Origin of the sequence: Psychromonas sp. psych-6C06 (assembly GCF_002835465.1) — a bacterium.
In the GTDB taxonomy this organism is placed as follows: domain Bacteria; phylum Pseudomonadota; class Gammaproteobacteria; order Enterobacterales; family Psychromonadaceae; genus Psychromonas.
In genome coordinates, this window is sequence record NZ_PIZM01000002.1 from 699,277 (window position 1) to 723,364 (window position 24,088).

The following is a 24,088-nucleotide window of genomic DNA, read 5'->3' on the forward strand; positions in this document are numbered from 1 at the left end:
CTAAAATCAACAAAAATAAACCCTTTTTATATTTAATAGTACTTTTTTTAAACAGTTTGACGATAAAGTAATAAACCTGACTATTTTTAAATCAAAAAGAGAGAAATATAGCCTAAATGTGAATGTTAACGCATTATTATACTGACCTTTTTTGACAACTATTCTACGCTTATTAGACATTTAGGTTACGGTTTGAAATATCTACAGATTATATGACGCTATCGCATAAAAAAACTTCTCTATTTTTCTATATTATCGCTTTAGGTGGTTTTCTTATTCTGCTTATATCTGGCTACCTAAAGTTCACTGAATTAGAGTACAAATTACAAGCTGAGCAACGTTACGTTACCAAACTATTTGAATCTCATGTCTCATCAGCACTGTTTCAATTTGAATCAATGCTCGACCTTATTAGTTATGAATCAACGCTACAGCATAATTTGAATGTCGAAGTGATTGATAACATTCTATCAAGAACGCCGTTATTAATTGGCTTTGCACTTTTTAATCCTGATGGTGAAGTACGGTCAATTAGTAGTAGCTTGCAAAACGTTCGCTTACCTAACCTGCTCACAGATGAAAAAACAAAAAAATGGTTTAAACATGCACTAACACAAGATCAGATGACTATTGGCAACCCTTATATTTTGCAACCGCTTAATAAATGGGTGGTCCCAATTAGAAAACGTGTCGTGGATAAACAAGGGAATGTCGTTGCGGTTATTACATCAGGCTTAGACCTACAAACGTTATCACAACAATGGAATGATGGAAGCGATGGGCGACGAGTGTTTCAGGCGACGCTTGATAATGACTATTATCGAATATTACGCACCAATGTGGCACTAAATAAATATGAATCAACCTATTCAAGCCCAATTTCTTCTGACGTGATCCGTTTAATTGAAGAGCAACTTGCAGAGCAGAAAATATCTTTGCAGTCACTTCGAGATTCAGGTCAATCGGTACAACTAAAGCCCTCCTCTCAACAAAGTGAATATTTTACGATACTTTATAATCCTAAACATCAAATCTGGATAAACGCATCAGAATCAAGCTTTTCTTTGCAAAAGAAATTGATACCTCCCTTGCTCGCTTATAGCACTTTTTATCTACTTTTTTTAGTGGCTTCTTTCTTTATTTTCCGTTGGGTTGCACGTCTGGAAAAAAGTAAACTTGCAGAGCTGACTTATCGTGCTGAACGCGATCTGTTAACCGGCCTATATAACCGCACCATTTTAAAAAGCAAAAAGCTAAAGTTTCATCGGAGTAATATCCCTTTTTCTTTGCTCTATATTGATCTCGATAACTTCAAGACTATCAATGATAGCTACGGTTATAGCTACGGTGATGGTATTTTAATTGAAGTAAGCAAACGCCTAACAAGCTCACTAGAGCGAGTAGAAGGGACGGCAATCCGCTTAAGCGCTGATGAGTTTATTGTACTTATTGCGAGCATAGATAAAGATATCGTTGAAGAGTTTTGTCGTGAGTTATTAAGCTGCATAAATACCCCTTATATCGTTAACAATAATGACTTCAAAATAAGTGCATCAATCGGCATTGCGCAAAGCCCGAACAATGCAACCGAGATTGAGACATTAATCAGTTATGCCAATAACAGCATGCTAATCGCTAAAAAGTCGAAAAATAATTTCATCTTTTTCTCTGAGCAGATTCACCGACAACTGATTAAAAATATTGAGATCGAGCAAGCATTAAAATCTGCCGTAGATAAGAATGAAATAAGCCTCGTTTATCAGCCACAAATGAACAATAAAGGTGAATTATGTGGCGTTGAAGCCTTAGTACGTTGGAACAATGAGGGGTTAGGCTTCATTCCTCCCGATCAGTTCATTCCGATCGCAGAGGAGACAGGCATAATGCCAGCTTTAGGCGCTTATATCATGAATCAAGCGATGTTAGAAATCTCAGCCTTACAATACAAAAAAAGAAAATCATTTCAGCTATCAATCAACGTATCTGCTCGACAGTTTGTACAGCTTAACTTTTTTGAAAGTTTAATTAATTGCTTGGCACTCCATAAATCGCCGTACATGAAAATCACCATTGAGATTACGGAAAGCTTGTTCATCGAAAATATTGAACGTTTATTGCCTATTTTCAAAAAAATGAAAGAGGAAAATATCTCTCTTTCTTTAGATGACTTTGGCACAGGCTACTCTTCATTAAGTATGCTACGGAATGTCCCTATCGATGAACTTAAAATAGACAAAAGTTTTGTCGATGACATTGCTCATGATAAAAATGATAGGGCGATGGTGGCAAGTATCATTACCATGGGAAAAAATTTAGGCATGTCAGTCTTAGCTGAAGGTGTTGAAAATAAGCAACAATTGGCTATTTTACAAACTGCAGGGTGTGACATCTACCAAGGATATTATTTCTCTAAACCGTTAAACTTAATCGACTTGGAAAGTTTGATTGATACTCTTTAAATGGATTTAAGGTTATTACCCTGTACTCATGCGCACCCTAAATAAAAATATTTGGGCTCTTTTTTATCTCATACTTATTATAGCCACCGTGCTATTGTGTACGGCTGTTTATAATAAACATAATGAGATATTAAATGAGACTAAAGGCGATCAGCTTTACCTCAGCAATGTGTTCTATAACCACCTAGATTCTCTGTTTACACAACAGGAAGTAATTCAAAACTTAATCGCGAGTAAATACGTCAAATTGAGTAATTTTGATAGTCATATTCTTGATGTTGCTCTGGAACAGAATATCTACTCTGCAGGAATATGGATTTTCTCTAAACAGGGAGATCTACTTGTCACCAGTTCTAATTTATCCGAACACCCCATAACCAACCTGCTTAGCCACAGCAACACTACCTCTTGGTTCACAGAAACACTCAACAGCTCTCAAATGGTCCTCGGTCGCCCCTATTTTTTAGCGAGTTTACAACGTTGGATCTTACCGTTACGTAAAAAAATAGTCGACAATAAAGGCAACACCATTGCGGTTATCTCTACGGGCCTAGATTTGGCCGTCTTACAAAGTGAATGGCGAGAAAAAAATCCACACAATATTGAGGCAACATTAAGTAACGGCAATTATCGAATATTACGTAACAATTTATCAGTTAATCAATTTGAACAGTTTTATAATAACAGTGCCCCGCAAAATAACCTGATAAAAAAACATTACCTCAGTCAACCAAGCCAAACACTTTTTCAACAAAATGCGAGTAAGAAGACACCACAAAAACAGTTATATACCTTAGCCTATAACAAAAATTATCGTTTTTGGGTTTATGCTTCAATCCCTTATCAACAGGTTACTGCTCGCCTTTACTCACACTCTTTTTTCTATACTATTTTTTATCTCTTGCTAATCAGCAGTGGTTTTATGCTGTTTAGATGGATAGTAAAGGTAGAAAATTCAAAAATTGATGAGCTTACCTATAAAACAGAGCATGATGCATTAACCGGACTTCCAAACCGCACCATTTTAAAGCGTCACTTTAAAACTTTACAAACACCTAATGAAACTCCTTTTGCATTGCTGTACATCGATCTGGATAACTTTAAGCATATCAATGACACTTTTGGTCATAGTTATGGCGACACTATTTTAATTGAGGCAAGTAAGCGAATAACAAAAAGCCTTGCGCTTCATAGTGGCATGGTTGCACGCTACAGTAGTGATGAGTTCGTGGTTTTTTTAGAAACAGCTAATCGAGAGGTGATAAGTAACTATGCCAAGCATTTATTAAAAAGTATCTCCCTGCCTTACTTAATCGGTCAAAATGCTTTTCGCATTAGCTCTTCGATTGGTATTGCACGCTTTCCGGAGGATGCTTCACATATTGAAACGCTATTAAGCTATGCCGATAACAGTATGACCGTTGCCAAAAAGAAGCGGAATCAGTATCTATTTTTCTCTAAACAAGTGCATCATCAGCTAATGCGTAATATTGAAATAGAACAAGCACTCCATCATGCTATTGAGAACGATGAAATAAGCTTGGTATATCAGCCACAAATCGATCGCAATGATAAGCTTTTTGGCGTAGAAGCATTGGTTCGTTGGCACAGTGCTAAACTCGGTGTTATTCCGCCAGACCAATTTATCCCCATTGCTGAAGATACAGGTTTAATGCCTAAACTCGGTTTATATATCATGCATAAAGCGATGCTTGAGATAAACAATTTGCAGCGACAAAACAACCTTAACTTTAAATTAGCTATCAATGTTTCGGTGCGTCAGTTTATTCAGATAGATTTTATCGAAAAACTGATGGATGCCTGTAAAAGCTTTACCAGTGGACAATTAGATATCACTATTGAGATAACAGAAAGCTTGTTTATTGAAAGTATTGACAGTTTATTGCCACTATTTTACAAGATGAAAGGGAATCATATTAGCCTCTCTTTAGATGATTTTGGGACAGGCTACTCTTCTTTAAGTCTGTTGCGCAAAATCCCCATTGATGAACTAAAAATAGATAAAAGCTTTGTCGATAATATTGCCTTTGACAAACATGATCGTGCGATGGTCAATAGCATTATTAGCATGGGTAAAAACTTAGGTATGCAAGTACTGGCAGAGGGTGTTGAGAGCAAGCAACAGGCGGATATTTTATCGCAAGCAGGTTGCGATATTTATCAAGGATATTACTTCTCTCAGCCCCTCACGCTCACCGATCTGATCAGCTTTGCTAAACAGCACTGACCGCCTTTCCAAGGTCAATAAAGTCTTTAATATAAAGCACCTCTTGATCCTGCTTTTTAACCGTCACATACAATGTTTTAAACAACCCAGCCTTGCCCAATCGTAATTTACTAACCTGATACTGGGTTGCATAGCTGTCCGCAAGCCACTCAGGAAGGACAGACACTCCACGTTGATGGGCAACCATCTGCAACATAATTGCCACAGACTCTATCTGTTTATGCATTTTCGGCTCTATTTTTTCGGGTAGTAAAAACTGCTCAAAAATATCCAGGCGCTGCTTTTCAATTGGAAAAGTAAAAAGCGTTTGATCTGCTAACTGTTTAGCAGACACATTTTTTTGTGAAGCGAGTGGATGGTCATTCGCCACCAGCAACACTTGCTCATATTCAAATAACGCCACATTTAATAACGAGTCATGCTCAGTAATATCAGGAGTGATGAGCAGATCAACATGGTGGTGCAAAACCCCCTCTAAACCAGAGAATTGAAATTGACGAATAATATCAACATCAATATTTGGCTGTGATGTTAAAAATTTAGCGACCACTGAGGTTAACCACTCATGACAAGGAAAACATTCCACACCAATACGCAATAACCCCTGTTGTCCCTCCCCCATCGCTTTCAAAGATTGCTCTGTTTGTAACAGAGTCGGCATCACCTGCAGTGCGGTTTTTAATAATAACTCTCCCGCGGGCGTTAAGCGCAAGCGACGCCCACAGCGTTGCCAAAGCTTAACATTGAGTTTTTTTTCAAGATGACGAATCTGATGTGACAAGGCAGACTGCGTTAAAAAAAGCGCGTCAGCAGCTTGAGTTAATGTCCCCTTTTCATTCAGGGCAATCATTATTTTAAGGTGTAATGGCTCTATCACCATGAGAATCCTTCATGAATTTACGGAGAAACATCATTATTCCTCATAATGAATTGTAAATATAATCATCGCTCACTTCAACTAACAGATGAGATATTAGCAATGGCAAAATTACATCACCTTGGATTCCCCCGCATTGGCAATAAACGTCAACTGAAGTTTGCATTAGAGAAATTTTGGGCAGGCGACATTACCGAACAAGCACTACAACAAACAGCAACGCAGTTGCGCGCAGATAACTGGCACTCTCAGCAAAAACTGGGGTTTGACTTTCATACAGTGGGTGATTTTTCTTTTTATGATCAAGTTTTAGATACCAGCTTACTATTGGGCAATTTGCCACAGCGAGCACTGCAGACTGACAACCAACTAGATAACTATTTTCGTGTCGCACGTGGCCGTTCTCAAAAACAGCCTTGCTGCTCTGCAACACACACAAACAATGGTGAAACCGAAGCCGGCGAAATGACTAAGTGGTTTAATACCAACTATCACTACATCGTGCCAGAGTTTGATAGGCAAACCCGCTTTACCCTTAACCCTGATAACCTATTAACACAAATTAAAGAGTTACAACGCATCAACAGCCAAGTAAAACCCGTGATCATAGGTCCAGTTACCTACCTTTGGTTAGGCAAAGAAAAAGACAACAGCGATAAACTGTCATTACTGCCAGAGCTATTAAAAACATACCAACAACTACTGCAATTATTAGCAGAAAATAACATCGAATGGGTGCAAATAGACGAACCTATTTTGGCGCTTGAGATCGATATAAATTGGCAAAATGCGCTTCAAACTACATACCAAACATTAAGTGATTCACCTATTAAATTGCTCCTAATAACTTACTTTGGCGAGTTAAAAGATAACCTTGATCTCGCCTGTAATTTACCGGTTGCAGGGTTACATATTGATGCGGTTAATGGTCTTCATGAAGTAGCGCAAGTTGCTCAACAACTTAGTACAGATAAAGTATTATCATTGGGTGTTATTAATGGTTGCAATATTTGGAAAACAGATTTAAATAAAACACTATCATGGTTACAGCCACTGCATACAAAACGCCAAGATAACCTATGGTTAGCACCAAGCTCATCATTACTGCATGTACCTGTTGACTTAAATAGTGAGCATAAATTAGACCATGAAGTAAAAAATTGGCTTGCTTTTGCCACACAAAAACTAGAAGAGTTAAGCCTTTTAGGCAGAGCGCTAAACGACAGTGTCGAGTCTGTATTCGAACAATTTACAGAAAACAAACTAGCTATAGAATCACGTAGTCGCAGTAATCGAATTCACAACCCTTCAGTACAACAAGCGGTCACAAATATCAGTGCCGATTTAGGTAACCGTAAACAAGGGTTTGATGCACGTAAAGTGGTACAAAATAACTACCTCAAGCTACCAAGTTATCCAACCACGACCATCGGCTCATTTCCACAGACCAATGAGATCCGCGCTACGCGCAAAGCAAAACGTCTTGGTCAAATTGGTGAGCAGGAATACCAACAAGAGATGCGTAAATCGATTCAATTTTGTATCGAGCAACAACAGAAAATTGGCCTTGATGTATTAGTGCATGGTGAAGCTGAACGTAATGACATGGTTGAATACTTTGGCGAGTTATTAGAAGGTTTTGTATTTACTCAATTTGCTTGGGTACAATCATACGGCTCTCGCTGTGTAAAACCTCCGGTATTATTTGGTGATGTTTCTCGCTCAAAAGCGATGACCGTGGAATGGGCACAATACGCTCAATCATTAACAGATAAAAAGGTAAAAGGGATGCTGACTGGTCCAGTAACCATTTTAAACTGGTCTTTTGTGCGTGATGATCAACCACTTAAAACAACTTGCCAGCAAATAGCGCTAGCTATCCGTGAAGAAGTATTAGACCTTGAAAAAGCTGGTATCGATATTATTCAAATTGATGAAGCAGCCCTACGTGAAAAGCTACCATTACACCGCTCTAAATGGTCTGAATATTTAGCATGGGCAATTGAAGCATTTCGCATTACCGCTAACGGGGTGGAGGATCAAACACAGATCCATACACACATGTGTTACTCAGAGTTTAACGATATTATTGAATCGATTGCCTCAATGGATGCCGATGTTATCACCATTGAAACCTCACGTTCAGATATGCAACTATTAGATGTATTTGAAGCATTTAATTACCCAAATGCAATTGGGCCAGGTGTTTATGATATTCATTCACCAAATACACCAAATATCGATCAGATGGTTGCGCTGATGCACAAAGCATCAACACGTATTCCAAGTGAGCATCTATGGGTTAATCCTGATTGTGGATTGAAAACAAGAAAATGGAATGAAGTTGAGCCTGCACTTATCAATATGGTAAAAGCGGCACAACAACTACGTAGCCAATAATCGTAGTTACGATTATTATCATGCACTCAATGAGTAACCGATAGCCATCGATTGCTTATATTGGCCATCAGCTTTGGGTGCATAATAGCTAACTGGCTTTTGAGAAATTAGAGCAACCCCAACAGACTGCTGATCAGCAATGTATAAGGAGTTGCCTTTTCGCTTTTTGGCCATCGACTTCGCATGGCTAGCAAGAATAGAGACATCATGATAAGACTTGCAAGCAGGGGGAGGTAATGGCACACAGCCAATAGATAAACTTAGCATGGGATAAAACTGTTTTTTCCCGAAACGATCTGCGGCAGAGATTCCTCCCATCATTTGATCTTCTGGTAAATATCGATGCCTAACCCATTCACTAAACTCACTTAATATCTTCCGGCATTGTTTTTCCCAATCTCGGTTTTCAGTTATAACAATGAAATCATCACCGCCAATATGACCAATGAAATCCTGATTATCATTTATCACATCGCGCAAAATATCAGCTAATCCAGTAATAATTTGATCGCCTTTTTCATAACCATAATAATCGTTATAAGGCTTGAAGTTATCTAAATCTATATAAGCCACAACAAAAGGAGATTGTTGATTGATAAACTGCTCTAGTTTTTTATTGATAGGGACATTACCCGGCAAAAGCGTCAATGGATTCGCATGACGCGCATTACTTATTTGCATATTCGAGATCACTTTTATCAGCGCCATAATTGATCCAATGCCAGCATAGTAACCTTCTTCGGTAATGATAAACTCTAATGCCTTTTGCGCCTCTGACTGAGCATTAATCGCATCTGTCACCAGCTCAATAGGCAGCTCGCTTTCTAACATAAGTACGTTTTTATCCACGAGAGAGTGAATACTTTTTTTACCAGAAAGTTCACGCCCAAATTTAGAAAAAAGTAATTGTGTTAGACAGTTTCGCCTGATTAATCCCACTGGCTTTTGCTTTCCTGACGCGCTTAACTCAATAACAGGAATGCTTTCCCAATCTGGATTTTCATTAAATAAGGTTGCACAGTACTCAACCGTGGTTAACTCGCTAATCGCAGGTATATGGTGTAATAACTCAGCGATGATAGGCGATTGAGTATCTAAAGTTTGTGTGATCGGCTTTTTAAGAGGCAATGAAAATAATGCTTGCGATACTTTTCTTAAAGGTAATGGCGAAGGCTTAGCGATGTAAAAGCCTTGGCAAAAAGGTAACGCTATTTTTTCAATAAAGCGAAATTCTTCTGCTGTCTCGACCCCTTCTGCAACGACTTTGCAACCTAACTCTGCAGCGATATTTTTGATCGAAATAACAAACTGTTGCTTTACCTTATCGCTACCAATTCCATCCATAAAATGACGGTCAATTTTTACATAATCGGGGCGAAGTTCATTCCACATTCGAAGTCCTGAATATCCAGATCCAAGATCATCCATCGCAATTTCAAACCCCATCTCTTTATAATGCTGTAGCGCTTCACGAACCATCTGATAATTTTCAAGGGGACTATGTTCCGTTAATTCAATTACGACACGATCGGCAGATAACCCTGCTTTTTCAAGCATTTTAAGGGTTTGTCCGGCACGAAAATCGGGCTGAAAAAGCGTATCTGGACTGGCATTTAAAAACAGCTTTCCTGCTAACTTTAATCGTTGAAACTGCTGAATAGAAAGCGCACGACAGAGTAGCTCTAGTTCCACTAAACGCCCTTGTTTAGAGGCTTCATTAAAAAGATGAATTGGGGAATGAAAGTAACTGTTAATCGGGCCTCTAATTAATGCTTCATAGGCAAAAATTTCGCCACTTGCATTAGCTACAATAGGCTGAAAGTAAACAGTTAAATTTTTTTCTTGGATAATTGAATCAAGGGTAATTGAGGCGATAGTAGCGGTCATTTTTATTTCTTATTGTTAATTATTATTCCCCAACAATAAGAAAATTAGATGACCGTTTTATGACAGGAACAACGATTAACCGCGACTCTTTTTTACATCCACATGGACCAATAACTTTTGCCCCGGTTTAATATATTTGTGTTTTTGTAAGCGGTTCCAACGTACTAAATCAGCCGTTTTAACATTGAACTTTTGCGCAATCAGGCCTAAGGAATCTCCTGAGCGTACTTTGTAAGTAACACTTCGTGTTTGAGTAAGGCGCGACTGGCTTTTAGGCGCTTTCCAAATCGTCAGTTGTTGACCCAAGCGGAGTGTTTTCTTAGTACTCATCTGGTTCCACTTTGCGATATCTTTAGCGGTAACTTTATATAACCGACTGATATCCCAAAGCGTGTCTCCTTCAACGATGGTATGCGTTACTTTACGTTTACCTTTACTATTTTCGGATTCAAAGCGCTTAGCCTGAGCATATAAGCTATCTTGTTGTGATGCGCTTGCAACAGGAATGAGCAATGGTTGACCAATCTTAATAAAAGAACCGTTAATATCATTAATTTGCCTTAAAACCGCTGTAGTGGTTCCATTTTTCTGTGCAATAACACTAAGGCTATCTCCGGCACGCACTTTATAACGCGCCCAACGCACGCGTTCATTATTTTCAGTGGCTGCTAATTTGTCATTAAACTGCTCAGCAATTAACGTCGGAATTAATAATTTATGTGGGCCATCTGGCGAAGTCGCCCAATGGTTAAAAGCAGGGTTAAGTAATTGAATCTCAGCAACGGTTAGTTCCGCTAACTCAGCAGCATAGGCTAAGTCTAACTGTGATTTAGTATCAACATAAGTTAATACTTGTTGATTTTCGATATGCGGTAATTCAACACCATACTTTTTATGGTTACGAAGTATATCCACCAGCGCCAATAATTTAGGCACGTATTCTTGTGTTTCACGAGGCAGCGGCAAGCTCCAGTAATCAACAGGCTTATTTGCTTTTTTATTGCGTTGTACAGCACGTTTTACACGCCCTTCTCCTGAGTTATAGGCTGCAAACGCGTATAACCAGTCATCCCCTAAATAGCGGTGTAATATCTCCATATATTTAAGAGCCGCTTGTGTAGAGGCATAAACATCTCGACGCCCGTCGTACCACCAATCTTGTTGCAAGCCGAAGCGCTCCCCAGTCACCGGCATAAACTGCCATAAACCTGATGCGCTAGCAGGAGAGTAAGCAAAGGGATCAAAGGTGCTTTCCACAACAGGCAGCAATGCAAGCTCTAAAGGTAAGTTTTTTTCTTCTATCTGTTCAACGATGAGAAACAGAAACGGTTCGGCACGTTTCGAGACCTTTTTAAGATAAGTAGGGTGACGAAGATAATAATCTCGCTGTTTTGCAATGCGACTATTTTCAGGAACTTCAAACTCAAACCCCTCTGCTAATTTTAACCAAATATTCTCATATTGCTTTTCAGTTTCGACTTCAGGCTTATCAACAACTGGTGGCTTCGCTTTAACTAGATTAGCAAGCCCTTCTTCATCTTCATCAACATCTACCTCTGTAATTGGTATAGGGGTACTTTCTTCTTCCACAGGTTCAATAGGTGGTGTTGTTTGACAAGCACTGAGCAAAAATAGCAATAAAAATGAGAATAATAGCTTCATAAAATACACTCTAAAAAATAGGGTGCAAATTCTAACAAAAATTAATAATAATTTCTGTTTTAAAAGTTATCTTTGTGGGTTCGCAGCGCAGTAAATGTATCTAACCCAGATTGTAATGGTTTAGCTAATTGATTTTGAAGATGATTAATTAATTCATCTTGATCACAACGAAAGAAAGGGTTGATCTGTTTTTCAACACCGATACTAGTCGGAATGGAAGCTAAACCTTGTTGACGTTTTTTCGCAACCGCTTTCATATAGGTAATTAACGCATTGTTTTTAGGCTCGATTGCGAGAGCAAAGGTTAAATTACTGATAGTGTATTCGTGTGCACAGTAAACCTTTGTATCATTATCAAGCTCACGTAAACGACAAAGCGCGTCAAACATTTGTGTATGTGTTCCTTCAAAAACCCGGCCACAGCCACCTGAAAACAAAGTATCGCCACAAAACAACAATTCATTATTATAAAAGGCAATATGATCAAGTGTATGTCCAGGCACTTCCATCACCTGAAGTACAAAACGATCTTCAAAACAGTGGATACTTTGCCCTTCAACGACTTGAGTCGATTCAGGAAAAAGCTTGTTTTTACTAAAAACATTAATATCTTCGCCTAGGGCTGACAGCAATTGAGCAACCCCATCAATATGATCATAATGCTTATGTGTAATTAAAATAGCATCTAAAATTAGGTTTTGAGATTCTATCATCTCTAATACAGGAGTCGCATCACCGGGATCGACCACAATACAATGCTGGCTTTGACTATCTTTAATAAGCCAAATATAGTTATCACTAAATGATGGGATCGTTAATACATTAACCATAATAATTCTCTGAGTAAGTGAACATACTTATGATACTTAAAATGCAACATAGGTATAAATATGAAGATAGCTAAAACGTCACGAATTTTAACGCCTATCGAATCATGGGCGCAACTGCCACATGGGCAATGCTTGTTAAAAGAGACACAATGTCGGCTTGATCATACCATCACTCGATGTTTTGGTTACCATCTATTGAAGCTAGGCCAATTAAGTAGTCAATTAAGCACAGCTAAATCGCCCATCATTCATCAGATTAATTGCGCGCCAAGTGGCGAGGATATCGGCCTGATTGCAGACTTACATCTATTACCAGTGCAAGACTCCTCAATTGACCTTTGTATTCTAGCCCATGAGCTCGATTTTTCGAGCGACCCACACCAGCTTTTACGGGAAATAGACCGTGTGCTAACGCTGGACGGAACACTGATAATCAGTGGTTACAACCCTATTAGTCTATTTGGTTTACGATCATTAATGAACCCTAAAAATCCACAGACAGCACGTTTATTTTTACCTAACCGCGTATTAGACTGGTTACACTTACTGGGCTTTGAGATACAGCAGAAACAACACTTTGATTTTCTGTCCTGCAAACTTCACAGCAAGTTTTCAAATTGCGTTGAAAGCATTGGCGAACGCTACCTACCTTATTTCTGTAGTACCTATTTCATTGTTGCTAAAAAACAAAGCATTCCAATGACCCCCATTAAATCGCCCTTTAAATTCAGCAAACCTATTGTCAATCAACAACCGATTGCTACGCGACATCATAAGCAATAAAGTTAACCATCGTAACCGACATCTTCCTGTGTCGGTTTTGACTCTGCTGCTTCACGCGCCAAATCATCACAACGTTCATTTTCAGGGTGCCCTGAGTGTCCTTTTACCCAGTGCCAAGTAACAACATGCTTTTCTTGAGCCGCATCTAACGCTTTCCAAAGGTCAACGTTTTTAACTGGTGCTTTCGCTGCTGTTTTCCAACCGCGCTTTTTCCAATTATGAATCCATTGTGTGATTCCTTGACGTACATATTGGCTATCGGTGGTCAAATCAACTGCACAGGGCTCAGTTAATTGTTCTAACCCTTTAATACAGGCAAGCATCTCCATACGATTATTTGTCGTGCGTTTATATCCCTCAGCTAACTCTTTACGATGTTTATTAAAAATCAGTACAGCACCGTAACCACCGGGTCCAGGGTTACCTAAGCATGATCCATCGGTATAAATTTCTATTTTTTTCATTGTTGCCTCATAACCTTGTTCACATTTTGCTAAACTGAATTTTTATAGACTATAAATAGAGACAATGATGAACACAAGCAAAGAGATAAGACAGGTCGTTTTAGATACAGAAACAACGGGGATGAATAAAGATGGCACCGTTTATCTGGGCCACCGTATTATTGAAATTGGCTGTGTCGAAGTCATCAACCGTCGCTTAACAGGTCGCCATTACCATGTTTATATCAATCCTGGGCAATTAGTTGACCCAGAAGCAATGGCTGTTCATGGTATTACCGATGAATTTTTGCAAGATAAACCTACCTTTGAACAAGTAGCTGATGAGTTTATTGAGTTTATCCGGGGCGCAGATTTAGTTATCCATAACGCCCCCTTTGATGTCGGCTTTATGGATCAAGAGTTCCGTTTTTTAAATAAAAAGACTCAGCCCACTGAAGAAATCTCTACAGTGACCGATACATTAGAGATGGCAAAAAAGATGTTTCCCGGTAAAAGAAACAATCTTGATGCATTATCGGATCGTTTTGGCATCAATACACAACATCGAGTTTTACATGGCGCATTACTTGATGCTGAAATTTTAGCCGATGTTTACCTGTTAATGAGTGGCGGGCAAGCTAAACTTAATTTGACAAATAATGAAACGGGAGAAGTCCCAACCGGAAAACAGGCACGAACGTCATCAACACCATTAACGATTATCCGCGCGTCAGAGGCGGAACAAATTGCACATACAGAGCGCTTAAAACTAATCAAGGATAACCTGTGGCAATCTTCATAAAACATTTAACCATTTTACTTTGCTTACTTTTTTCATTTTCGAGTATTGCGCATACTATTTATGCCCCAAACGATATCCCTTTACTCGATAACCGTTTTCGAATTGACCCTGAAGCAGAGCAAGTTACTTTTATTTTTAATCATCGCAAGGGTTATCAACGTGTTGTATTAGTGCAACCAGATGGCAGTAAGTTATATCAACAACGCCACCCTGAAAGTGTGGCATGGGTTAGTAGCCCTACGCAAGACATAGTAACGGTGCAAAAGCCGATGGCAGGCCCCTGGCAAGCAATCGCAGAGCTAGACGGTGATAATCGCATTAAAATAATTAGTAAAGTAACACTGAATATTAACCGTTTACCATTAAAGCTTTATGCAAAAGAATATATTACCACCCACGCCACGTTATATAGCGATGGCGAGATCATGACCAACCCCTCCTATATAGAGGACACCAAATTATCAGTTTCATTATTAGGTGGTGCTAATAAAAAAATGGCACTGTATCAAGATGATGGCAAACATTATGATGAACTTTCCTTTGATGGAAAGCTAACCGCGCGCCTTTATGTTGACCTGCTGCCTGGTCGATACTTATTGCAAATAAGTACAAAAAATGACGTTTTCATCCGCAATGTAAATAAAGATGCTGTTGTTTTTATCTCTCCTATTGATGCAGAGGTTAAAGCCATCGAGACAGGCAGTGATGAAGCTCGGATCACGATTAATATTGACAGTGAAGAATTAGATCCCAGTTCGGTTAGCATTGACGGTGTCTTTAAGGATTCCGAGGATAAAGTCGTTTCACAGGTTATAATGCACAACCTTGATAATGAAGATACCACTCAGCCAATGTCTGCTGTTTATAAACTTTCACATAATATATACACCTTTTCCGGAAAAGCTTATGCAACAACACGCGACGGCAGAGAGATAGAGTTACAGCTAGCTGATCGAATATTCGAGCTAATTCCTCCATTTGTTGTTCCAGAGCTCGAAATTAGCGAAGCCATAAGTACTGCGCTGAATACAGACGAGAGCATAACTGATGAAACAGAAGATGGGTCCGTAATGGACAGCCTATGGCTATGGCTAACGATTGGCATAACACTATTATTAATTATTGTAATCGCCGTTATTTTTGCGATAAAACGTAAAAAGAAAAACCAACAAAATGAAGATGCGTTAGCTGAAGAACTAAAATTAGATGAATTACAACCAATGCCCATTGATATTAAGGATGGTAAATAAGCAGGAGTTGAGCGCAAAATAAGCACTTACTAAAGTTAAGCAATAATAATGCTGTTTTTTTGTTTTTCAGTGTTGACTACGCAAGGGCAACTACGTATTATCAGCGCCTCAACAGAGACACGCTAAAACGTGTTGTTGATTTAACTGAACACAGTTAATTTAAGCCTAGGCTTAAGATAATTGGAGTGGTAGTTCAGTTGGTTAGAATACCGGCCTGTCACGCCGGGGGTCGCGGGTTCGAGTCCCGTCCACTCCGCCACTATCTTTGATAGTTGTCGAGTAGATTCTGTTAAATCAAGTGTTGAATGTTTATATACAGCTGGAGTGGTAGTTCAGTTGGTTAGAATACCGGCCTGTCACGCCGGGGGTCGCGGGTTCGAGTCCCGTCCACTCCGCCAACATATAAACGAATGGTTCTTCAAACCAACATTATTAATGTAAATTGAAAGTTCTGAATACAGTACTCGTAATGGAGTGGTAGTTCAGTTGGTTAGAATACCGGCCTGTCACGCCGGGGGTCGCGGGTTCGAGTCCCGTCCACTCCGCCAACGTACTGTACAAAGACAAACTGTTACACACTCCGTGGAGTGGTAGTTCAGTTGGTTAGAATACCGGCCTGTCACGCCGGGGGTCGCGGGTTCGAGTCCCGTCCACTCCGCCAACAGTGTGAAATAGTAAAGAAAATAACCACTTAATTGTGGTTTTTCTATTTTTAAAGCCTAGTAAAACCCTCCTTTATTCAAAATAACTCAATAACACTTTTAGCAGTTCAGTTGGTTGACTCTTGTTTAAAATAAAGCGCCCAGTCACACCAAGTATCACAGATTCAAGTCTAGCCCACTCCGCCAACAGTGTGAAATAGTAAAGAAAACAACCACTTAATTGTGGTTTTTCTGTTTTTAAAGCCTAGTAAAATCCTCCTTTATTCAAAATAACTCAATAACACTTATAGCAGTTCAGTTGGTTAACTCTTGTTTAAAATAAAGCGCCCAGTCACACCAAGTATCACAGATTCGAGCCTCACAACTCCGCTAACAGTGTGAAATAGTAAAGAAAACAACCGCTTAATTGTGGTTTTTCTGTTTTTAAAGCCCAAGAAGCCTCCACCTTAAAAAGCTATTAATCTTTCATTATCTTTAATCTTCTCTGTGTAGTGCGAAGCACCTCTATGAATTCTGTGGTGAACGAACTTTTGAATTTTTCCCTCTGTAGTTACGAAGCACTTCTGTGAATTCTGTCGTAAAATAATTTTTGAATCTTTCTCGGAGTAGTATTGAGGTCAAGCAAGGAAGGCATTACAGCGATTGACGATTGAAAAACTGACAGTTACAAACTGCCAGTAACTTATATTAACAATCTAAGAAAAGTCTAAATCATCAAAGCTTACTTTAGGCTCTAAGGTTAAACCTCCGCCCTCTTTTTTGGCACTTTGTTCTGCTTGCTCTGCAATCCCCCCCTTATCCAATTTAAATTTCAATGCAAGATTGGTTGGTGAGTCAGAGTTTTTAGTTGCTTCTTCTTCCGAAATTCTCCCCTCTTTTACTAAATCAAAAAGAGCACAATCAAAGGTTTGCATACCGAGTGACTTCGACTTTTCCATGACATCCTTAAGCAAACCAAACTCGCCTTTTTTAATCATATCGCGAATGGTGAGGGTTCCCATCATTACCTCAATTGCAGCGCAACGTTTACCATCGATAGTAGGAATTAAACGTTGTGAAATAAACGATTTAAGGTTATTTCCTAGGTCATTAAGTAATTGCGGACGACGCTCTTCAGGGAAAAAGTTAATAATACGATCTAAAGCCTGATTAGCATTGTTTGCATGCAGTGTTGAAATAGCTAAATGCCCTGTTTCTGCAAATGCTAAAGCGTGCTCCATCGTTTCACGATCGCGTATTTCACCGATTAGGATAACATCTGGCGCTTGTCTAAGTGTATTTTTCAATGCCGCATGGAAACTTCGAGTATCAACCCCGACCTCACGTTGATTAATAATACTCTTCTTGTGTTTATGTACAAATTCAACCGGATCTTCAATGGTGATAATGTGCCCAGATGAGTTTTCATTACGATGGTCAATTAAAGCCGCAAGTGAGGTTGATTTACCAGAGCCCGTCGCTCCAATGAACAAGACTAAACCGCGTTTTGTCATGATCACTTCTTTCAAAATCTCAGGCAAACGTAAATCTGCAAACTTAGGAATTTCTACTTTGATATTACGTGCAACTATCGAAACTTCGTTGCGTTGCTTAAAAATATTTACCCTAAAACGCCCCACGTTTGAAATAGAGATAGCAAGGTTCATCTCTAACTCTTGTTCAAATGCTACTTTTTGTTCGCTATCCATAATGGCATCAGCAATAGCGGCGACTTCGCCAGGCTTAAATAATTCACTGTTTAATGTTTTTAAGCTACCTTGAAATTTGGCTGAAGGTGGAGCTCCCGTTGCTAAATAAAGATCTGAGCCATCTTTGCTAGACAATATGTTTAGCATTTGTTCGAATTCCATTAATACCTCCTCAAGTTTAAATTAACCTCAGTATGACACTAACATAGGAAGCTAACCCAGTGATTTTAATTACTTTAGTGAAGTGATGTAGAAATTTAATATCATCACCTTGAATTATTTTATTCACTCGTGATCACTCGCTACTTTACGTATTAACTGATCATAATAGTCTTTACCTTCTTGCATCTGTTTTCGTGTCGGTTCACTCAATAGCGGGTTTTCAAGCTCAATAATAATTCTATTGTCCATATTTAAATACTGTAAGGTTTCGCCAAATTTAGCGCTAAACATCGCCTCGTACTCACCATTTTTCTGCAAAATATCTAACCCTTTGGCAAGCCGTTCAGCAAGTTTAGGCTTAGCTAAATTAACAAAATAATATAAGGGTAATGGGTAATAAATAATAAGATGATTTTCAATTACTAATCCTTTATAGCCGTGTGTATAAAATTCTTGTACGACTTCATTTGCACCACGTGAAAAACAATCAAACCTTTTTGATGCTAAGAGATCAAATAGCAGGCTATATTTATTTGCTTTCCATAATGTAAGGCCATTAGCTTCCATAATTTTTGTGTCTGGCCAATTTTGGTGTTGTCCTATTATGACATTATGAGTAATGAGGGATTCTAAACTATTTAACTTCTCAAACTGAGCCTGCTTTTCTGGCTGAATAAGACAGATTCGATAGCTCAGCAGTGATCCAGTGACTGGAATACGGATAGGGATGGCAATTTTTTCACGCTTTTCATTAGGGGCGAAAACAGCAATATCAACACGATTAATTTGCATCTGTTTTATTACTCTTCCCTGCTCCATCGCTTCTGATGGAAGAATATGATACTTCCCATATTCATCTTCAGTAACCTCTAATGCTCGCTTTAATAGCTCTGGCACCATTGAATTAGGGTGGGTTAACAATTGATCCCAAACAACGATTGATTGAGATAGGGCAAAGCGTGAAAAGAGGATCAGAAGTAACATAAAAATATTTCTTATTGTACACATTTTACACTCCAATTATTCCACATTTATACATTATGGACCCGCACTGAGTTTTCTACATAATGAGCAGTTTATTTAACAAAAAATAAATAACTCAAAGTTAACCCCATCACAAAAACAATATAGAGATGAATTTTCACAACATTCATCACAAAAAATCATCACAAAAACATGACAGAAGCCTCGTTAACTGACTAACAATTAAACGAAATTAACATAGTATTAACATCGTCTTTTCAGATATGGACAAAATATAAGTAAAAACTGATACATAACTGATTAAAAAGGAAACAAGATGAGTTTTGAAAATGTAGATAAAGCAAAGGAATATTGGAACGAGAATTTAAAACTCGTTATATCCCTATTAAGTATTTGGGCATTAGTTTCGTTCGGATGTGGCATCTTATTTGTTGATGCCTTAAACGAAATTCACTTTATGGGTTTTAAACTAGGTTTCTGGTTTGCTCAACAAGGTTCAATGTATGTATTTCTAGCGCTTATTTTTGTGTACGTAAAAAAATCAAACAAACTTGATGAAAAATACGGCGTTGAAGAATAATAGGGAGTAATAAAAATGGATGTTCAATTGTTAACTTATTTGGTTGTCGGAATGACCTTTGCTTTATATATAGGTATTGCAATCAAGACTCGTGCAGGATCAACGAAGGAGTTTTACGTCGCCGGTGGTGGTGTTCCTCCTGTATTAAATGGGATGGCAACCGCCGCTGATTGGATGTCAGCAGCCTCCTTTATATCACTCGCTGGGATCGTTTCCTTTGTCGGTTATGATGGTAGTGTATATCTAATGGGCTGGACTGGTGGATATGTACTACTTGCCCTCTTAATGGTTCCATACCTACGTAAATTTGGTAAGTTTACCGTACCAGACTTCATAGGTGATCGTTACTATTCACAAGCTGCGCGAACCGTAGCCGTTATTTGTGCCATCTTTATCAGCTTTACTTATATTGCAGGCCAAATGCGTGGCGTAGGAGTTGTATTCTCTCGCTTCCTAGAAGTAGAAATTAATACCGGCGTTTACATTGGTATGTGTGTGGTATTTTTCTATGCTGTTTTAGGAGGCATGAAAGGGATCACATATACTCAAGTCGCACAATACTGTGTCATGATTTTTGCATTCATGGTGCCAGCAATTTTCCTTTCTGTGATGATGACAGGGCATATATTCCCGCAAATGGGTTTTGGTGCTGAAGTGCTAGACGCGACAGGAAATAGCTCCGGTGTATATCTATTAGATAAACTCGATGGCCTTTCTACTGAACTCGGTTTTGCTCAATATACAGAAGGCTCTAAGAGCATGATTGATGTGTTCTTTATCTGTGGGGCGTTAATGTTTGGTACCGCAGGTCTACCCCACGTTATTGTTCGCTTTTTTACTGTACCACGCGTAAAAGATGCACGTAGCTCTGCAGGTTGGACATTACTATTTATTGCCATCATGTACACCACAATTCCAGCACTTGCCGCTTTCTCTCGTGTAAATATGATTGAAACTGTTAATGGTACTGACGGTAAAGGTGTTCCCCACGAACAAGCTCCTAACTGGGTACAAAACTGGGAAAAAACGGGCCTAGTTAAATGGGAAGATAAAAACAATGACGGTAAAATGATGTACGCTAAGGGTGCTGAAAATGAGATGAAAATTGACCGAGATATCATTGTATTAGCAACACCTGAAATGGCAAATTTACCTGCATGGGTGATCGCGCTTATGGCGGCAGGTGGCTTAGCAGCCGCTTTATCAACATCAGCAGGTTTATTATTAGTTATATCCACTTCAGTATCACACGACCTCTTGAAGAAGAATCTTATGCCCAATATCTCTGACAAAAAAGAGTTAATGTATGCGCGTATTGCTTCTGGTGCAGGGGTATTGATGGCTGGTTACTTTGGTATTAACCCCCCAGGATTTGTCGCCGCCGTGGTCGCCATTGCCTTTGGTTTAGCTGCCTCTTCATTATTCCCAGCTATTACAATGGGTATTTTCTCTAGAAAAATGAATAAAGAAGGTGCAATAGCCGGCATGCTTGCAGGTTTGTTATTTACAACAGTTTATATTGTTTATTTCAAATTTATAAACCCTGCTGGCAATATTCCTGAAAACTGGTTATTTGGTATTTCTCCAGAAGGTATTGGTTTAATGGGAATGGTAGTTAACTTTATTGTTGCAATCATTGTTTGTAAGGTTACTGCGACCATACCACAATCGGTTGTTGATATGGTTGAGTCCATCCGCTTCCCTAAAGGAGCTGGTGGAGCACAAGATCATTAATAACTATTAACTGTCATAGTGAGTTTCCTCTATTTTACGAGGAAACTCACTTTACGCTTAACCTTAGAGGCCACTCTTTAATGGATAGCACTGAACTAAAACCCATCAGCAACTTCATCAAAACACTTCCTCCCTTTGACCAGCTCTCTGATCAGCTTATTGAGCAATGCTGTCAATCCCTTACTGTTATCTACTATGGTAAAAATGAATTACTGGTTCACGTAGATACCAATGAGCCACAGCTTTATATCGTGCGTAGTGGCGCATTTGAAGTAACAACAGAAAAGGGAGATCTTATCGACAGGATTAGTGATGGGCAATATTTTGGTTTTAGTGGCATGCTATCGGGTGAAAAAGTAGTCAACAAGGTACATATTTTAGAAGATGGATTAATATACCAACTGCCCTTAAATAGCTTTAATAAACTACGTGCAGCGAGTCAAAGTTTCGACCGATTTTTCAATCAAGCCTTTGCAAAACGTTTACGTAGCCAAGGAGAATTAAAAAGTAATAAAATCAACACAAGCCGTATCAGCTCACTAATTTCAGAAAATATGATCAGCCTAAACAGCAATGCGACTATTCGCCAAGCGGCCGAGTTAATGTCAGAAAAACGCGTTTCATCCCTCATTATTATAGATAATCAACAACTTGTAGGTATATTAACCGATCGTGATCTACGTAATCGTGTACTTGCTAAGGGACTAACAGGCGAGATACAGATTAAAGAGATCATGACCGCTTCACCAATTACCGCCAATAAAAACGCACTTATTTTTGAAGCGATGTTACTAATGAGTGAAAAAAATATTCACCATCTTCCCATTGTTGAACATGATCAGCCCATCGCAATGTTGACTAGTACCGATATTATGCGTAGTCAAAGCTCACAACCATTGTTATTAATTGGGCAAATAGATCGACAAAATAGTATTGAAAATTTAGTCGCTGTTAGTAAACAACTGCCTTTATTATTGCAAAACCTAATAAGTAGTGATGCAAAAGCACAAGAGATTGGACGCATTCTAACTTTAGCCACCGATGCACTTACTAGACGCTTACTTTTACTCGCAGAGCAACAACTCGGTAAAGCACCAATGAAATTTTGTTGGTTAGCTTTTGGCTCTCAAGCAAGGCAAGATCAAGCAGCAGGTGCAGACCAAGACAACGCCTTATTGCTTGAAAAAGAAACCGATGTAGATAGTGAACAATATTTCCAGAAGCTGGCAAATATCGTCTGCCATGGGCTTGATCAATGTGGCTTTCCCTATTGCCCTGGCGATATTATGGCTAAAAACCCTAAGTGGCAATGCTCGCTAACACAGTGGCAGAAACAGTTTAATGAATGGATCAATACCCCTCAACCACGTGCACTTCTCAATGCGACAATATTTTTTGATATGCGCTGTATTTATGGTGATGATTTTTTATTCAATACACTACAAAGTAGCGTGTTAGCTCAGACAAAGAATAATGATATTTTTCTTGCTGCATTAACCCATAATGCAACGCAGCAACTCCCCCCTCTTGGCTTTTTTAAAAACTTTGTTATTGAACGTGATGGGAGCGAAGTTAAAGGCATAGATTTAAAACATAAAGGGTTGGCGCTAATTAACGATATTGCCAGAGTTCATGCTTTAGCCAACGGAATAAAAGCGGTGAATACAAGAGAGCGCTTAAATCAACTACTTCGTTTAAGGGGAATTAATCCGCAAGATATTTATAACTTATTAGATGCAGCAGAGTTTATTGCCCATAAGAGATTAGTAAATCAAGGTCAGCAATATGAACAAGGTACTCCTCTTTCAAACTATCTTCTCCCAAACACCCTAACATCATTAGCTCGACATCATTTAAAAGATGCTTTTAAAGTTGTTCACGATAGTCAAACAGGCATCAAACTGAAATTTTTAAGGCAATATTAATGTTGCGAAATTGGTTCATTAAAGCTTACCTACATTACAAAACTCGTGCTTGTGAAGATGCGCAAATTCGCACTTATCATAAAGCCCTCCTTCCCCTGCTTAATTTAAATCTAAAAACAGCACCACTGCTGGCATTAGATTTAGAGATGACAGGCATTAATCCTAAAGTAGATCAAATCATCAGTATTGGCCTTATCCCCATAATAAATGGTCAAATTACGCTTAATCAAGGCAAACATAAACTTATAAAGATAGAAGGAAGCGTAGGTCAAAGTGCCACGATACATGGCTTAGTCGATGCCGATTTAAAACAAGCTATCACGATAGAAGAGGCAATGAAGTGGTTGCTTAAAGAGATTACAGGTTATGTGTTAGTTGCTCATCACGCACCGTTAGATATGCGCTTTATTGAACAAGCATTGCTTAAACAAAGTGAACCATCAAACAAAAAAAAATGCCGACTATATGCAATCGACACATTACATATAGAACACCGCCGATTATTGCGTAAACAAACGACAATCAAAGAGGGCGAACTAAGACTAGCAAACTGCCGAAGTCGTTACAATTTACCCAATTATGATGCTCATAACGCACTCGTCGATGCCCTTTCCTGTGCGGAGCTGTTAATGGCACAAACGAATCGAATGGGAGGGGCCGAGACGATAAAAGTCTCTGAGTTGATACGTTAGTGGCTTAGGTTCTCTTCTGC

17 protein-coding genes and 4 tRNA genes are annotated in these 24,088 nt (G+C 38.9%); 14 read left to right on the plus strand and 7 right to left on the minus strand.

All coding sequences use genetic code 11. The features are described 5' to 3' along the window. The first annotated feature begins 212 nt into the window (after positions 1-212). Together CW745_RS06335 and CW745_RS06340 are read left to right on the plus strand one after the other, a co-directional pair. Entirely contained in the window at positions 213-2,459 is a 2,247-nt protein-coding gene (locus CW745_RS06335; RefSeq protein WP_101107760.1) for an EAL domain-containing protein, read from the plus strand. 28 nt (positions 2,460-2,487) lie between these two features. Further along, positions 2,488-4,707 carry an EAL domain-containing protein gene (locus CW745_RS06340; RefSeq protein ID WP_101107761.1) on the plus strand — a complete coding sequence of 740 codons (2,220 nt, stop codon included), beginning with the start codon at positions 2,488-2,490 and terminating at the stop codon, positions 4,705-4,707. Here CW745_RS06340 and CW745_RS06345 read toward each other — a convergent pair. Then, positions 4,694-5,587, minus strand: a complete 894-nt coding sequence (locus CW745_RS06345) for a LysR family transcriptional regulator (RefSeq protein ID WP_238596712.1) — start codon at positions 5,585-5,587, stop codon at positions 4,694-4,696. The two genes, CW745_RS06340 and CW745_RS06345, sit on opposite strands and share 14 nt — an antisense overlap. A gap of 99 nt (positions 5,588-5,686) precedes the next feature. On the opposite strand from CW745_RS06345, the gene metE reads away from it, so the two are divergent. Continuing rightward, positions 5,687-7,984, plus strand: coding sequence for a 5-methyltetrahydropteroyltriglutamate--homocysteine S-methyltransferase (gene metE, locus CW745_RS06350; protein WP_101107933.1), 2,298 nt, complete (start codon positions 5,687-5,689; stop codon positions 7,982-7,984). A gap of 18 nt (positions 7,985-8,002) precedes the next feature. On the opposite strand, the gene CW745_RS06355 is transcribed toward metE, so the two are convergent. The 3 genes from CW745_RS06355 to gloB form a co-directional block, all read right to left on the minus strand. Further along, positions 8,003-9,871 (minus strand): bifunctional diguanylate cyclase/phosphodiesterase, encoded by a 1,869-nt coding sequence (locus tag CW745_RS06355; protein ID WP_101107763.1) that lies wholly within the window; start codon positions 9,869-9,871, stop codon positions 8,003-8,005. A 75-nt stretch (positions 9,872-9,946) separates the two neighbouring features. After that, the gene (locus CW745_RS06360) at positions 9,947-11,533 is read right to left on the minus strand and encodes a LysM peptidoglycan-binding domain-containing protein (protein WP_101107765.1); all 1,587 of its coding nucleotides are present in this window, start codon (positions 11,531-11,533) and stop codon (positions 9,947-9,949) included. Positions 11,534-11,592: 59 nt separating this feature from the next. Beyond that, complete coding sequence (gene gloB / locus CW745_RS06365; protein ID WP_101107767.1) at positions 11,593-12,363, minus strand: hydroxyacylglutathione hydrolase; 771 nt, start codon at positions 12,361-12,363, stop codon at positions 11,593-11,595. 60 nt (positions 12,364-12,423) lie between these two features. On the opposite strand from gloB, the gene CW745_RS06370 reads away from it, so the two are divergent. Next, complete coding sequence (locus CW745_RS06370; protein WP_101107769.1) at positions 12,424-13,146, plus strand: methyltransferase domain-containing protein; 723 nt, start codon at positions 12,424-12,426, stop codon at positions 13,144-13,146. A gap of 2 nt (positions 13,147-13,148) precedes the next feature. Here CW745_RS06370 and rnhA read toward each other — a convergent pair whose 3' ends face one another. After that, entirely contained in the window at positions 13,149-13,610 is a 462-nt protein-coding gene (gene rnhA, locus CW745_RS06375) for a ribonuclease HI (protein WP_101107771.1), read from the minus strand. Between the two features lie 67 nt (positions 13,611-13,677). Between rnhA and dnaQ the strand changes: the two genes are divergently transcribed. The 6 genes from dnaQ to CW745_RS06405 all read left to right on the plus strand — a co-directional run bounded on the left by dnaQ (position 13,678) and on the right by CW745_RS06405 (position 16,302). Then, positions 13,678-14,391: a DNA polymerase III subunit epsilon gene (gene dnaQ / locus CW745_RS06380; RefSeq protein WP_101107773.1), complete on the plus strand. Its 714-nt coding sequence runs from the start codon at positions 13,678-13,680 to the stop codon at positions 14,389-14,391. Then, the gene (locus tag CW745_RS06385; RefSeq protein WP_101107775.1) at positions 14,376-15,641 is read left to right on the plus strand and encodes a hypothetical protein; all 1,266 of its coding nucleotides are present in this window, start codon (positions 14,376-14,378) and stop codon (positions 15,639-15,641) included. The genes dnaQ and CW745_RS06385 overlap by 16 nt, the downstream gene beginning before the upstream one ends. Before the next feature lie 182 nt (positions 15,642-15,823). Beyond that, positions 15,824-15,900 (plus strand) — tRNA-Asp (locus tag CW745_RS06390). A gap of 62 nt (positions 15,901-15,962) precedes the next feature. Beyond that, positions 15,963-16,039 (plus strand) — tRNA-Asp (locus tag CW745_RS06395). A gap of 73 nt (positions 16,040-16,112) precedes the next feature. Then, positions 16,113-16,189 (plus strand) — tRNA-Asp (locus CW745_RS06400). Between the two features lie 36 nt (positions 16,190-16,225). Then, positions 16,226-16,302: transfer RNA gene (locus tag CW745_RS06405), tRNA-Asp, on the plus strand. 696 nt (positions 16,303-16,998) lie between these two features. Here the strand turns inward: CW745_RS06405 and CW745_RS06410 are convergent. Then, on the minus strand, positions 16,999-18,153 hold the full coding sequence (locus tag CW745_RS06410) for a PilT/PilU family type 4a pilus ATPase (protein ID WP_101107776.1): 1,155 nt from the start codon (positions 18,151-18,153) through the stop codon (positions 16,999-17,001). Positions 18,154-18,276: 123 nt separating this feature from the next. Continuing rightward, on the minus strand, positions 18,277-19,137 hold the full coding sequence (locus tag CW745_RS06415) for a hypothetical protein (RefSeq protein ID WP_101107777.1): 861 nt from the start codon (positions 19,135-19,137) through the stop codon (positions 18,277-18,279). Positions 19,138-19,453: 316 nt separating this feature from the next. Between CW745_RS06415 and CW745_RS06420 the strand changes: the two genes are divergently transcribed. From CW745_RS06420 to CW745_RS06435, 4 genes are all read left to right on the plus strand, one after another. After that, positions 19,454-19,717, plus strand: coding sequence for a DUF4212 domain-containing protein (locus CW745_RS06420; protein ID WP_101107779.1), 264 nt, complete (start codon positions 19,454-19,456; stop codon positions 19,715-19,717). 15 nt (positions 19,718-19,732) lie between these two features. After that, positions 19,733-21,451 (plus strand): sodium:solute symporter family protein, encoded by a 1,719-nt coding sequence (locus tag CW745_RS06425; protein WP_101107781.1) that lies wholly within the window; start codon positions 19,733-19,735, stop codon positions 21,449-21,451. An 80-nt stretch (positions 21,452-21,531) separates the two neighbouring features. Further along, the gene (locus tag CW745_RS06430) at positions 21,532-23,376 is read left to right on the plus strand and encodes a DUF294 nucleotidyltransferase-like domain-containing protein (RefSeq protein WP_101107783.1); all 1,845 of its coding nucleotides are present in this window, start codon (positions 21,532-21,534) and stop codon (positions 23,374-23,376) included. Next, entirely contained in the window at positions 23,376-24,068 is a 693-nt protein-coding gene (locus CW745_RS06435) for an exonuclease domain-containing protein (protein ID WP_101107784.1), read from the plus strand. Before CW745_RS06430 ends, CW745_RS06435 begins: the two co-directional genes overlap by 1 nt. Positions 24,069-24,088 lie beyond the last annotated feature (20 nt).

Bases quoted from the DNA above. Each gene is read 5' to 3' on its own strand.
- CW745_RS06335 (WP_101107760.1), top strand. From the start codon at position 213: ATGACGCTATCGCATAAAAAAACTTCTCTATTTTTCTATATTATCGCT.
- CW745_RS06340 (WP_101107761.1), top strand. From the start codon at position 2,488: ATGCGCACCCTAAATAAAAATATTTGGGCTCTTTTTTATCTCATACTT.
- CW745_RS06345 (WP_238596712.1), bottom strand. From the start codon at position 5,587: ATGGTGATAGAGCCATTACACCTTAAAATAATGATTGCCCTGAATGAA.
- metE (WP_101107933.1), top strand. From the start codon at position 5,687: ATGGCAAAATTACATCACCTTGGATTCCCCCGCATTGGCAATAAACGT.
- CW745_RS06355 (WP_101107763.1), bottom strand. From the start codon at position 9,871: ATGACCGCTACTATCGCCTCAATTACCCTTGATTCAATTATCCAAGAA.
- CW745_RS06360 (WP_101107765.1), bottom strand. From the start codon at position 11,533: ATGAAGCTATTATTCTCATTTTTATTGCTATTTTTGCTCAGTGCTTGT.
- gloB (WP_101107767.1), bottom strand. From the start codon at position 12,363: ATGGTTAATGTATTAACGATCCCATCATTTAGTGATAACTATATTTGG.
- CW745_RS06370 (WP_101107769.1), top strand. From the start codon at position 12,424: ATGAAGATAGCTAAAACGTCACGAATTTTAACGCCTATCGAATCATGG.
- rnhA (WP_101107771.1), bottom strand. From the start codon at position 13,610: ATGAAAAAAATAGAAATTTATACCGATGGATCATGCTTAGGTAACCCT.
- dnaQ (WP_101107773.1), top strand. From the start codon at position 13,678: ATGAACACAAGCAAAGAGATAAGACAGGTCGTTTTAGATACAGAAACA.
- CW745_RS06410 (WP_101107776.1), bottom strand. From the start codon at position 18,153: ATGGAATTCGAACAAATGCTAAACATATTGTCTAGCAAAGATGGCTCA.
- CW745_RS06415 (WP_101107777.1), bottom strand. From the start codon at position 19,137: ATGTTACTTCTGATCCTCTTTTCACGCTTTGCCCTATCTCAATCAATC.
- CW745_RS06420 (WP_101107779.1), top strand. From the start codon at position 19,454: ATGAGTTTTGAAAATGTAGATAAAGCAAAGGAATATTGGAACGAGAAT.
- CW745_RS06425 (WP_101107781.1), top strand. From the start codon at position 19,733: ATGGATGTTCAATTGTTAACTTATTTGGTTGTCGGAATGACCTTTGCT.
- CW745_RS06430 (WP_101107783.1), top strand. From the start codon at position 21,532: ATGGATAGCACTGAACTAAAACCCATCAGCAACTTCATCAAAACACTT.
- CW745_RS06435 (WP_101107784.1), top strand. From the start codon at position 23,376: ATGTTGCGAAATTGGTTCATTAAAGCTTACCTACATTACAAAACTCGT.